Genomic DNA, 11,930 nt, shown 5'->3' on the forward strand with positions numbered 1-11,930 from the left:
CTCGTAGCCAGCACCTTACTAAATTGTTGGGTTAACGGCTTGACCTCATGGTTTGCAGGTAATTTTTATCTTAAATGATCGTAGAATTTAAAGCAATAAGCTAAAGCCAAATCAAGGTAGTAGAGGTTTTAATTTATGGACTAACCAATTCCAGAGAATAATTAAGTTTGGAGGAGATGATTTCTTCTTCCTGATCCAAAAGGGTTAATTTTCCAGTTTTGTCTTGCATAAAGCTTTTTATCGGAGATGAGCTGTCATCCAAAAGCCGGATGGCCATTGCACCAGGATTGTCTTTAAGGCCATAAATCACCTCATAAATTCCAGAAGTGGTGTACTTACGGTCACCGTCTTTGGTTTCAAGGTAAGTTTCTGTCAGTTCGTAGGTGCGTTCCAGTTTTTCCGGGCTATTCTCAAGCTTCAATTCTGTTTTAATCCCTGAGCAATCTGCACAAGGGAGAACACCGGCATAATTTATCCAGGTAGATTCTGTATTGTCAAGAACAATTTCTTTCTCAAGGGAAGGGGAAGATTCTGATCCCTCATCGTATTTCTTTTCTTCAGAAGGGCTATCACAAGCAAATACTAATAGTGCAAGTAGCATTATGGTTAGTCTTTTCATAGCGTCTAATTTTTGTCTAGCCATTCGGGTAGGTTTTTTAGGATGTCTTCGGTCATTTGGGCCAGGTCATATTCCGGAAGCCAATTCCAGTCTTGCTGTGCTCTTTGATCATCGATTGATTGAGGCCAGTTTGCTGCAATTTCCTGTCTGTAATCGGGAGCGTAATTTATTTTAAAATTTGGATAATATTTTTTCAATTCCAAAAATATTTCTTCAGGGGTAAAGTCCATGGCTGCCAGGTTGTAACTGGACCTTACTTTGATGTTTTCCTTTGGTGCTTGCATTAGCTTTAAGGTAGCATTAATGGCATCTGGCATGTACATCATAGGTAGGCGGGTGTCTTTTTCTAGAAAAGATTCAAAAGGTAGCCCTTTCATTGCCTTATAAAAAATATCTACCGCATAGTCAGTGGTGCCTCCTCCTGGTTTTGATTTGTACCCAATTAGCCCAGGGAATCTAATACTTCTTACGTCTACATTGTGGTGTTGGAAATAATAATCACACCAGCTTTCACCAGCCATCTTAGAAATGCCATAGACGGTATTTGGGCTTTGCACGGCATTTTGGGAGGTAAGTAGTTTAGGGCTTTCTTTGCCAAATACAGCGATGGATGAGGGCCAAAATATTTTGTCTAATTTTAGTTCTTTTCCTAACTCAAGTAAGATCAATAAACTGTCCATGTTCAGCTTCCATGCTAAAAGTGGATTTCGTTCGGCTGTGGCTGATAAGATTGCAGCAAGGTGATAAACCTGGGTGACATTTTCTTTGATGATGATGTCTTTAAAACTCACCTGATCCATTACGTCTAGTTTTGCAAATTGGCAATAAGGGAATTTTGCCGCAGCTTCTTGATTAAGGTCAGAAGCAATAATTGCATCAGGTCCATATACCTCACATAACATTTGTGTTAGTTCTGTCCCTAACTGTCCAGCAGATCCGGTTACGAGTATTTTATCCATTGGCTTTATTTTGATTATGTCTAATTCAATTGCCAATTTCAGAATTTTATTACAATTATGTGTCATTAATCTTTAAAAATCGTAAGTTTAGTGTTTATTCAAAATGGTGGTTTGTTTCCATTATTTAATTAATCTACAGGCTTATGTTTGGCACATTAAAAGAAAAACTTGAGAAAGAGTTAGCTGATCTGAAAACAGATGGGCTCTACAAAAATGAGCGGATAATAACCTCCCCTCAGGGGGCAAAAATCACCCTAAAGGGTGGAAGTGAGGTTTTGAATTTTTGTGCAAATAATTACCTTGGACTTTCTAGTCATCCGCAAGTAATAAAAGCAGCTAAAGAAGCCATTGATAGCCATGGGTATGGGATGTCTTCTGTCAGGTTTATTTGTGGAACACAGGATATTCACAAAACGCTGGAAGACAAGATAACAAAATTTTTAGGCACTGAAGATACCATCCTTTATGCAGCGGCTTTTGATGCCAATGGAGGTGTGTTTGAGCCAATTCTTGGTCCAGAAGACGCAATCATCTCCGATGCTTTGAACCATGCTTCTATCATAGATGGAGTAAGGTTATGTAAAGCCATGCGTTTCAGGTACAAGCACAATGACATGCAAGATTTGGAAGAGCAACTTAAAGCGGCTGATTCAAAAGGTGCCAAGCAAAAGTTGATTGTCACCGATGGTGCCTTTTCTATGGATGGGACAATTGCTCAAATGGATAAAATTGTGGCTCTTGCAACAAAATACAATGCTTTGGTGATGAGCGATGAATGTCATTCTACAGGATTTATTGGTAAATCAGGTAGAGGTGTGCATGAACTGAAAGGCGTAATGGGAGAGGTAGATATTATTACCGGGACCTTGGGCAAAGCTTTAGGGGGCGCTTCGGGAGGCTTTACCTCTGGTCGGAAAGAAATCATCGAAATGCTACGTCAGAAGTCCAGGCCTTATTTGTTTTCCAACACACTGGCTCCATCCATTACGGGAGCTTCCATTGCTATTTTTGATTTGTTATCAGAAACTACCGCACTTAGGGATAAACTGGAGGAGAACACCTTGTATTTTAGGTCGGGAATTCAGAAAGCTGGTTTTGCAATCAAGGAAGGCACACACCCAATCGTGCCAATCATGCTTTATGATGCTCCACTGGCGCAAAAAATGGCAGATCAATTGCTAGAAAAAGGTATTTATGTCATTGGTTTTTACTATCCGGTAGTACCAAAAGGACAAGCGAGAATCAGGGTACAACTATCTGCTGCTCATGAGAAAGCAGACCTGGATAGAGCTATCGAGGCATTTAAGGGAGTAGGCAAAAATCTTGGGGTAATTGACTGAGATTAAAGTTCAGAAATTCGTTTTAATTCAGCCCTTCTTTCAGATTGATTGAGGGGCTCGAATTTATCATCAATTTCTTCTCCGGTCAGGTAATTGTTTATCAATTCTCGAACCTCCTGAAAAGAGAGGTTGTGAAGTATTTTACCATTTTTGGCCAAAGAGACCTGACCAGTTTCTTCTGAAACGATAAGAATCAATGAATCTGTTGCTTCAGACATGCCAATGGCTGCCCTGTGGCGAAGGCCAAATTGTGCAGGTACCTCACGTTCTGTCACAGGTAGTATGCATCTTGCTGCTTTAACACGACCATTAAAAATGATTACACCTCCATCATGCAATGGGCTGTATTTATTGAAAATTGAAACCAATAAACGCTTGGAAACCACTGCGTCAATATGGTCTCCACTTTCCGCATAGAATTTTAACTCGGAATTTCTTGAAAGCACGATTAAGGCTCCTGTGCTGCTTCCCGAAAGGGTTTTGGAGGCCTCTATAATTGGGGTTACATTGAATGCCTGACTTTCCCTTTTTCTCCAAAACAATAATTCTTGCCACAAATTTTCATTTGAAAATATGGAAGACTTACCCACAATGAGGAGAAATTTCCTGATTTCCTGCTGAAACAAAATTATTGCAGCCAACACACCTACACCCATAAACTGGCCCAAAATTATTGTTAGGAGTTCCATCTGTGCTGCACTTACCACAAGGTAGATTAAGTAGATGGATAGGAAACCTAAAAATATCTTAATGGCTACACTACCTCGCATCAACTTATATACCTGGTAAATGAGCACACTTACCAAGGTAATGTCTATAAGGTTGACTAGAGAAATGTCCAGAAAGCCAATTTTAAAGAGTAAATTCAAGTGTAGATTTGTTTATATAATTTTAAAGTTTCATTTGCTTCTTTAACATCATGCACCCTTAATATATTAGCTCCATTAATGAGGGCTGCCATATGTAAGGCAGTAGTCCCGTTTAAAGCTTCTTCAGGGCTTATTTTTAATAATTTATAAATCATGGATTTTCGAGAAACCCCTATTAGTACAGGTAATTGTAATGATTTAAAATAGGAAAAGTTTTTAATAAGTTCGTAGTTCTGTTCTAAAGTCTTCGAAAAACCTAATCCTATATCAAGTATTACATCTTTTATGCCAGCTTTTTTACATTTATTAACTTTTTCCGAAAAAAAATATTGAATTTCTTTTTCCATATCGACATAATCAGAAAAATTTTGCATTGATTGAGGAGTTCCTTTCATGTGCATACATATATATGGAACACCCAAACCACCTACAGTATCAAGCATTTGGCGATCAAGTTCGCCGCCTGAAATGTCATTAACAATGTCAGCACCTGCCATTACAGCTTCTTTGGCAACTTCAGATCTAAAAGTGTCAATAGAAACCAAGTTGTCAGGAAACCTATCTTTAATACTCTTAATAACGTGAATTACTCTTTTTAATTCCTCTTTTTCTGAGACCGGGGCAGCGCCAGGTCTGGAACTATACCCTCCAATGTCTAAAATGTGAGCACCATCTTCGATCATCTGCGCTGCTTTTTCTAAAAAGTCCTCTTCCTTGCCTGAGGTTCTACTCTTGTCATAGAAAGAATCAGGGGTGCTATTTATTATCCCCATAATCCATGGTTCATTCAAAGCAAAAAGCTTTCCTTTGATTTGAAGTGTTATTTTTGGGGGAAATAAAGTATCTTCGAACTTATAAATTGAATGTGAATTTTCTAACATAAAACACCCTTGCTTTGGAAACGCAAACCGCAAGCGAATATAACGAAGTTATTGGCCTTTGTAAAGAACTTTTTAAGAAGAAGACGCAGGATTATGGTACCGCGTGGAGGATTCTGAGGTTGCCATCACTGACAGATCAGATTTTCATCAAGGCCCAAAGGATAAGGTCTATTCAGGAAAAGGGATCCCAGAAGGTGGATGACCCTGTAAAGGATGAATTTATTGGTATTATTAATTATTGTCTTATCGCTTTAATGCAAAGTGATTTGGCTGGAGATTCCCGAATGGAATTGACTTTTGAAGAATTGGAGCCCATTTATGACAAATGGGTAAGCGATACCAAAGATTTGCTGGCCAATAAAAACCATGATTATGGTGAAGCTTGGAGAGGTATGCGGATTTCTTCCATTACAGACATTATTCTTATGAAACTGTATAGGGTAAAGCAGATCGAAGACAATCAAGGTCACACCCTTGTGTCTGAAGGAGTGGTGGCCAACTATCAGGACATGCTCAATTATGCTGTTTTTTGTATGATAAAATTAAATCAAGATGATCATTAAAACATTAATTGCTATTTCCCGTGTTTTGGTCGGTGGGCTTTTTATCTTTTCAGGTTTAATAAAGGTGAATGATCCTGTAGGTACCTCCATAAAAATGCAGGAATATTTCGATGTTTTTGCTACTGACATTTCCCCCATATTTGAACCACTAAAAGAAATTTCCCTGGCCATCGCCGTATTCTTGGTGGTTTTTGAAGTGGCCTTAGGAGTCATGCTTCTTGTTGGTTGGCGATTAAAGCGAGCGGTTTATCTTCTGCTGGCAATGATACTGTTCTTTACCTTCCTTACCTTTTATTCTGCGTATTTCAACAAAGTAACCGACTGTGGCTGTTTTGGAGATGCCATCAAACTTACTCCTTGGGAATCCTTTTACAAAGACATCGTTCTTTTGGTTATGATCGTGTTTTTGCTTGTTTTTAAAGAAAAACTACCCAACAAACGCTCGGCCTTTGGTAAGTGGGTTACAATGGGTACTTTAGCACTTTCTTTGGTATTGGCTATTTACGCCATAAGAAATCTTCCATTTATAGATTTCAGGGCTTTTAAAGAAGGGGTTAATATTCATCAAGCCATGCAGCCATCTGGGGAATTGCAATATTCCTACCTTATGGAAAAAGATGGGGAAAATCATGCTTTTGACCAATACCCAACGGATGATAGTTATACTTTTTTAGAGATGACTTTGAAGAATCCTGAAGTGCTCCCTCGAATCTCTGATTTTGCGGTATGGAATGATGCAGGAGACCATACAGAGGAAATACTTCAGGGTAAAAAGCTATTGATCCTTTCCAGTAATATTGAAAAAATAGGGTTGTCAGTAAATGAATTGGATAGAATCAGTGCTTTAATTAATTCATTTCAGGGTACTGGGGTAAGTGTACTTTTGATAGCTGCCTCCTCTGAAGAAGAAATGAAAAATTATCTTGAGAAGAAAGGTCTTCGTATCGGTTATTATATGGCTGATGCTACCGTAGTAAAAACCATAATCAGGTCCAATCCAGGTTTGGTGTTTATTGAAGAAGGAACCATCCTTAAGAAGTATCATTACCGTAATACTCCAACACCTGAAATAGCTAATAATATTTTTTCCAAATAACAATGGATCCAAAGAAAATTGTACTTGTAGGCATGCCGGGTAGTGGGAAATCTACTTTGGGAAAGGCGTTGGCACTAAAGTTAAATTGGCGCTTTTATGATTTAGATGATTTAATTGAGAAGTCAGCAGGGAAGGCCATAGCTGAAATTTTCCCTACCCATGGGGAAGGCTATTTTAGAAAATTAGAGTCAACAGTTTTAGATGAGATTCTTAGTAAAGAGGAAGAGTTCGTCTTGGCTACGGGTGGAGGTGCACCTTGCTATAATGACAATATGGATCTGATAAATAAAAAAGGTGTTTCTGTGTACCTAGATGTTCCACTAAAAAATATTCTGGAGAGATTGTCAAATACTGAAGTGGCTATTAGGCCCTTGTTTTCCAGTTTGAACACGCCTCAAATAATTCTAAAGCTTAAAGATATGTATTCTCAAAGAAGTGCATTTTATGAAATGGCAAAAATAAAACTCAGGGGAGAAGACAGTTCCCCTGAGTTATTGATATCTGAGTGGATGCCTTTGTTAAAAGCTAAACCCTAAAGTAAGCAATCCAGTAGTTCGATTGTTGTCTATGATGGCTGTATCAGGATAGGTGAAATACGATTTCATGAAACTACTGTTAACAATACCTAAGTCTATGCTAAAGCTTGAAAGTTTCACGCCTAAACCACCAGAAAACTGGGTTGTTCTTTGGCTAATGTTCCCTGTTGCCGCATATGGATCACCAAAGTAGGCGTAACCAGCCCTTAGTCTAAACTTGTCGAATCTAAATTCTCCACCTAAACTGTAATTGATCGTTTGGCCATAAAGATTACTGATTTCAGTATTGTCCTGTTCAGTATTGAATACATTGGACCTAAGATTGGCTGAACTGTAATCTAAGTAATTTACATCTGCGGTAATAAATCCATTTTTCCCAAAGAAGTAGGTTAATCCACCACCCATACGCATAGGGGTTCTCAAATTATAGCTGCTTACGAAAATATCTGTTTGTGCATCAGATTCTGAAATAGAGCCAAATTCCGGGTCCTGATAAGGAGGGAAGAAATTGGCAATTATGTCCGCATCATACTCCTCATTAAATTGATTCCAAGTAGGGGATTTGAAGTTCAATCCAATATTCAATTGGTCTACCGGTTTATAAATCAATCCAAGCCCAATATTTAATCCTGAACCTTCAAGGCTTAAATTCTCTTGTAGAGAACTAAATAGAGAAGTTTGGTTATTGTCATCTATAAATGTCTCTTCATAGGTTTTTGTAGACCTAAAAGTAACCGAGCTAATACCAAGAGAGGCGCCTATAAACAATTTATTTTTATAATTACCCCCGTAAGAGAAGCTGATTTGGGACATTGAACCTTGATTTTCAACTTTTTCTGCTTTATCTAAAGCTAAGGTAGCATTTGGTGAATAATCATATCCGCCTCCATCTACTGGGTTAATTAGAAAAGCATCGAAAAATAAACCGTCTGTTCCACCAGGTACACCGTTTTGATTGTAGTCATCCACGTAAAAATCAAGGATGGATCCTTGGTCAAGCTGGTTTGAAAAATAGCCAAAATCATTATTGTAGGAAGCTTGTCGATTGATACTAATACCAAAGGAACCGCCTCGCCAATCGCCTAATTCTAAAGGCATTTTAGCTCTACTGATTACTACTCCAAGATTGGGCAAAGAGAAATTTGTCGTATTGAAGTTTTCATTTTGCCCCCATAAGGAAGTAGATGCATTCCAATCACTATAGCCTGCTGTGAAACTAAATTCTGAATTTTGATAAAAGCCTAAACCAGCAGGGTTGTTATGTATATTACTTATGTCTCCTCCTAATGCATTGCCTGATCCTCCCAGTGCGCTGATTCTAGCGGAACCGGTAGATCCAAATTGGCTAAACCGGAGTGCGTCTTCAGCGTAACCAGCTTGTGCTTTTACCTCACTTATATGTAATGCAAGCAAAGCAGATAAAGATAAAATCAATTTAAATCCTTTCATGTCAATTCTATTAAATCCTTTTTAATGTTTTGTTCCCCAATGCAATTTTATATAAGAAGCATTTCAAAAACTCCTGCTTTTTTAAAGGCATTGAAATTAAGAACCAATACTATCCAAAACGGATAATGTCTTAAATAGGTTAAGGTAAAACGTTACTTCAAGGGTAGGTATTTAGATAAATAAAGTCAATAAGGTAATGCCACTTTGATCCAACCTTGTGGATTAAAGCGAAAAAAATCATTGTTTGACAATGGGAGTGATGATTAAAGGATAGAAAAAAAGAGGGAATTAATTCCCTCTTCTACTTCCGCTGCTGCTACCTCCTGTACTTCTTGAAGAGCTACCTGAACTCCTTGGAGCGCTATAGCTAGATGAAGACCTGGAAGGTGCAGAATACGTGCTACTTCTACTTGGTGTAGTAGAGCGTTGATATGATGGTGTAGTTGTTCTTGTGCTCCTGGATCTATTGTAAGATGGAGAAGAACTTCTACTATTTGAGCTAGGTGCTGAATATTGCGACCTGCTGTTGCTTGATGAATTGTAATTTCTGGACCTGCTATTTGAAGGTGCAGAAGATCTGTAAGTTCTACTACTATTAGTTGTTCCGTAACTGCTTCTTGTAGAAGTGTTTCCAGACCTGTTCATTACTGGAGAATTAATGTTTCTCCTTGAAGGCGCAGCAGACGCTGAATTATAGAAGTCATTTTGTGATCTGCTGAATGAATTGCTTGTGGCAGATGACCTGTTTCTAGATACTGCACTAGAGTTGTTAGATAAAGCATCTCTTCTTGCACTTGCTCTAGATGAAGTTGGACTTGCAATACTTCTGCTTCTGCTGGAAGTATTCGCATTGGCCAATGAAGAAGATCTGTAAGGTCTTGCTCCTTGAACAACCTGACGCCTGTTGGCTTCATTTCCGCCAGGCATCACTATTACAGTAGTAGGGTAATAACCAAATCCACCGCCATATAAACCGCCGAACCCTGGTCTGTAACCGTATCCATAATTCATGAATGGATCATACATTCCGAATCCGCGTCTGAAATAAGGGTTTCCAAAACCGAATCCCATCCCAAGAGACAAGTTAAAACCTGGTCGGAATCCAAAACCTGGGTTGAAACCAAATCCTGAATAGAATGGATCATAAAATCCCATGCTTCCAAATCCTGAACCAAAGTATGGATTGTACATGCTACCCATCATGGGTGACATACCAAATCCCATCATTGGACTCATAAAGAAGTTGTTGTTGGTAACTGATCCACTTCCATTTGCGCCAGTATAATTGTCATAGGCGTTAATGTTGGGGTCTCCAGTTCCAAGATCTGTTCCGGTCTGAGAGTCATCGAAGTATACCGTAGCTTCTTCAGCAGCAGGTGCAGCTGAGCTTTGGTATTTGGCGATGTATTCAGGATTTACATTTTTTGCAGAAAAATTTTCTACATCTCCGTCAATATCGCGGATTTGTTCAATTTCCTTAAAGTTTTCCGGATTATTATTGCTTACAGCATATTCAGTTGCTATTCTAGCATCTGAAGCCATAAAATATAGGTTGTCGACTTCCCCGCCCATATTGCTGGCTTGGTAGCTGGTGCTACAAGCAGCAAGGCCTAAAATCGCAAAGGCACCCATTGTCCGAATTGGATTGAAATTAATCATATAGATATTTAGTTTATTCCTCACTTACTATATACGAGAATATACCAAGAGGGTTATCAATTTTTAATTTATATTTGTCACAAATCAAGAATCTAAGATAAAGAGTTTTTTTATTACAACAAAGAAATAATAATGAGTAAAGGATTACCCAAGCGCAGTGAGGATTATTCCCTGTGGTACAATGAATTGGTGAAAAGAGCTGACTTGGCTGAAAATAGTGCCGTCAGAGGGTGTATGGTGATTAAACCATACGGTTTTAGTATTTGGGAAAAAATGCAAGCTGAGCTAGATCGGATGTTTAAAAAAACTGGACATAGCAATGCCTATTTCCCTTTGTTCATCCCCAAATCGTTTTTATCCAAAGAAGCAAGCCATGTTGAAGGATTTGCCAAGGAATGTGCTGTCGTAACTCATTATCGATTAAAGACAGATCCAAATGGAAAAGGAGTCATTGTAGATCCAGAGGCTAAATTGGAAGAAGAGTTGATCGTTAGGCCTACTTCTGAGACAGTAATATGGAGTACTTATAAAAATTGGATCCAATCCTACAGGGATTTGCCTTTACTTATTAATCAATGGGCCAATGTGGTGCGTTGGGAAATGCGAACTAGACTATTTCTAAGGACTGCAGAATTTTTATGGCAAGAAGGGCATACGGCCCATGCTACCAAAAAAGAGGCCCAGGAAGAAACATTGCAGATGATGAATGTCTATTCCGATTTTGCTGAGAAATTTATGGCCATGCCGGTAATAAAAGGTGTGAAGACGGAAAGCGAGAAATTTGCTGGAGCTGAATCTACTTACTGTATAGAAGCGATGATGCAAGATGGAAAAGCCTTACAGGCAGGCACTTCGCATTTCTTAGGGCAAAATTTCGCTAAAGCTTTTGATGTGAAGTTTGCTACCAAAGAAGGTGGCTTAGAGCATGTTTGGGGAACAAGCTGGGGAGTAAGTACCCGTTTGATGGGTGCCTTGATAATGGCGCACTCTGACGATAGAGGTTTGGTTTTACCTCCAAAATTGGCACCTATCCAAGTGGTGATCGTTCCTATATTTAAAAGTGAGGAAGAGCTGGCCGAAATTAGTGTTAAGGCTTTGGAAATTGTTGATCAGTTGGATGAGCTTGGTATTTCTGCCAAGTTTGACAATAGAGATACCTACAAGCCAGGCTGGAAGTTTGCTGAATATGAGTTGAAAGGTGTTCCGTTGAGACTTGGAATTGGACCTAGGGACCTCAAAAATAAAACAGTGGAAATGGCAAGAAGGGATGACCTCTCCAAAACCGTTGTTAATTTTGAGTCAGAAGATTTAATTGCGAAAATTAAAGAAACGCTGGATGAAATTCAGCAGAGCATATACCAGAAAGCCAAATCCTTTACCGAGGAAAAAACGACTTCTGTCGAAACTTGGGAGGAATTTGTAGATGTGTTGAACAATAAAGGTGGTTTTGTTGCTGCCCATTGGGATGGTACTTCCGAAACTGAAGAGAAGATCAAAGAAAAAACAAAGGCGACAATTCGTTGCATTCCTTTGGATCAGGTTCAGGAGGAGGGCAAGTGCATACTTACAGGAGCACCTTCCACGGGAAGGGTGCTTTTCGCTAAGGCTTATTAGATTTAAAAAGTATTGGAAGCAAAAGCTAAACTTTTAGCTTAGCTAATAGTAGAACAGGATTTTGGAAAAGTGTTGCTGGATTGATCAACACTTTTTTTCAAAATCCTGTTTTTTTTAACTCTTCTTTACAAAGGACTTTGGCTTTGAACCGGATTTGCCATTTTTAAACCCGAAATATGCAATAGACATTCCATTACGTGCTGAAATCGCTTTAAAATCAGCCACTTTGTTGCTGTTTTCAATTTCACCATAGCGGTGCTATGCTAAAATCTCCAAACAGCCTGATTTTCTTGCGATTGCAACACTTCCCGTAAACACGGGACAGGCTTCACCCCTGACTATTGT

11 protein-coding genes are annotated in these 11,930 nt (G+C 38.8%); 5 read left to right on the top strand and 6 right to left on the bottom strand.

The window, feature by feature from the left end:
• Positions 1 to 133: 133 nt before the first annotated feature.
• Both AC13EX_RS07425 and AC13EX_RS07430 read right to left on the bottom strand, forming a co-directional pair.
• Entirely contained in the window at positions 134 to 643 is a 510-nt protein-coding gene (locus tag AC13EX_RS07425) for a copper resistance protein NlpE N-terminal domain-containing protein (RefSeq protein ID WP_482892173.1), read from the bottom strand.
• A complete protein-coding gene (locus AC13EX_RS07430) occupies positions 625 to 1,578 on the bottom strand; it encodes an NAD-dependent epimerase/dehydratase family protein (protein ID WP_048644498.1) in 954 nt (317 codons plus the stop codon). The genes AC13EX_RS07425 and AC13EX_RS07430 overlap by 19 nt, the downstream gene beginning before the upstream one ends.
• Before the next feature lie 143 nt (positions 1,579 to 1,721).
• On the opposite strand from AC13EX_RS07430, the gene kbl reads away from it, so the two are divergent.
• Positions 1,722 to 2,918, top strand: coding sequence for a glycine C-acetyltransferase (kbl, locus tag AC13EX_RS07435; RefSeq protein WP_339713349.1), 1,197 nt, complete (start codon positions 1,722 to 1,724; stop codon positions 2,916 to 2,918).
• A gap of 2 nt (positions 2,919 to 2,920) precedes the next feature.
• On the opposite strand, the gene cdaA is transcribed toward kbl, so the two are convergent.
• Both cdaA and folP read right to left on the bottom strand, forming a co-directional pair.
• Positions 2,921 to 3,787, bottom strand: coding sequence for a diadenylate cyclase CdaA (gene cdaA, locus AC13EX_RS07440; RefSeq protein WP_048642163.1), 867 nt, complete (start codon positions 3,785 to 3,787; stop codon positions 2,921 to 2,923).
• A complete protein-coding gene (folP, locus tag AC13EX_RS07445; protein ID WP_482892174.1) occupies positions 3,784 to 4,668 on the bottom strand; it encodes a dihydropteroate synthase in 885 nt (294 codons plus the stop codon). The genes cdaA and folP overlap by 4 nt, the downstream gene beginning before the upstream one ends.
• Positions 4,669 to 4,682: 14 nt before the next feature.
• Between folP and AC13EX_RS07450 the strand changes: the two genes are divergently transcribed.
• Genes AC13EX_RS07450 through AC13EX_RS07460 form a run of 3 tightly spaced genes read left to right on the top strand, consistent with a single transcriptional unit; the run spans position 4,683 to position 6,863 of the window.
• A complete protein-coding gene (locus AC13EX_RS07450) occupies positions 4,683 to 5,231 on the top strand; it encodes a DUF1599 domain-containing protein (RefSeq protein WP_339713354.1) in 549 nt (182 codons plus the stop codon).
• Positions 5,221 to 6,327, top strand: coding sequence for a BT_3928 family protein (locus tag AC13EX_RS07455; RefSeq protein ID WP_482892175.1), 1,107 nt, complete (start codon positions 5,221 to 5,223; stop codon positions 6,325 to 6,327). Before AC13EX_RS07450 ends, AC13EX_RS07455 begins: the two co-directional genes overlap by 11 nt.
• Positions 6,328 to 6,329: 2 nt before the next feature.
• Positions 6,330 to 6,863 carry a shikimate kinase gene (locus AC13EX_RS07460; RefSeq protein WP_482892176.1) on the top strand — a complete coding sequence of 178 codons (534 nt, stop codon included), beginning with the start codon at positions 6,330 to 6,332 and terminating at the stop codon, positions 6,861 to 6,863.
• On the opposite strand, the gene AC13EX_RS07465 is transcribed toward AC13EX_RS07460, so the two are convergent.
• Together AC13EX_RS07465 and AC13EX_RS07470 are read right to left on the bottom strand one after the other, a co-directional pair.
• The gene (locus AC13EX_RS07465) at positions 6,846 to 8,312 is read right to left on the bottom strand and encodes an OmpP1/FadL family transporter (protein ID WP_482892177.1); all 1,467 of its coding nucleotides are present in this window, start codon (positions 8,310 to 8,312) and stop codon (positions 6,846 to 6,848) included. The genes AC13EX_RS07460 and AC13EX_RS07465 overlap by 18 nt on opposite strands.
• Before the next feature lie 288 nt (positions 8,313 to 8,600).
• Positions 8,601 to 9,971, bottom strand: a complete 1,371-nt coding sequence (locus tag AC13EX_RS07470; protein ID WP_482892178.1) for a hypothetical protein — start codon at positions 9,969 to 9,971, stop codon at positions 8,601 to 8,603.
• A gap of 132 nt (positions 9,972 to 10,103) precedes the next feature.
• Here AC13EX_RS07470 and proS point away from each other — a divergent pair, with 132 nt between their 5' ends.
• Positions 10,104 to 11,585: a proline--tRNA ligase gene (gene proS, locus AC13EX_RS07475; RefSeq protein WP_482892179.1), complete on the top strand. Its 1,482-nt coding sequence runs from the start codon at positions 10,104 to 10,106 to the stop codon at positions 11,583 to 11,585.
• Positions 11,586 to 11,930: the final 345 nt, after the last annotated feature.

This window comes from Cyclobacterium sp. L-R (assembly GCF_056859355.1).

Coding starts and splice junctions, on each gene's coding strand:
- AC13EX_RS07425 (WP_482892173.1), bottom strand. CDS start 643: ATGGCTAGACAAAAATTAGACGCTATGAAAAGACTAACCATAATGCTA.
- AC13EX_RS07430 (WP_048644498.1), bottom strand. CDS start 1,578: ATGGATAAAATACTCGTAACCGGATCTGCTGGACAGTTAGGGACAGAA.
- kbl (WP_339713349.1), top strand. CDS start 1,722: ATGTTTGGCACATTAAAAGAAAAACTTGAGAAAGAGTTAGCTGATCTG.
- folP (WP_482892174.1), bottom strand. CDS start 4,668: ATGTTAGAAAATTCACATTCAATTTATAAGTTCGAAGATACTTTATTT.
- AC13EX_RS07455 (WP_482892175.1), top strand. CDS start 5,221: ATGATCATTAAAACATTAATTGCTATTTCCCGTGTTTTGGTCGGTGGG.
- AC13EX_RS07460 (WP_482892176.1), top strand. CDS start 6,330: ATGGATCCAAAGAAAATTGTACTTGTAGGCATGCCGGGTAGTGGGAAA.
- AC13EX_RS07465 (WP_482892177.1), bottom strand. CDS start 8,312: ATGAAAGGATTTAAATTGATTTTATCTTTATCTGCTTTGCTTGCATTA.
- AC13EX_RS07470 (WP_482892178.1), bottom strand. CDS start 9,971: ATGATTAATTTCAATCCAATTCGGACAATGGGTGCCTTTGCGATTTTA.
- proS (WP_482892179.1), top strand. CDS start 10,104: ATGAGTAAAGGATTACCCAAGCGCAGTGAGGATTATTCCCTGTGGTAC.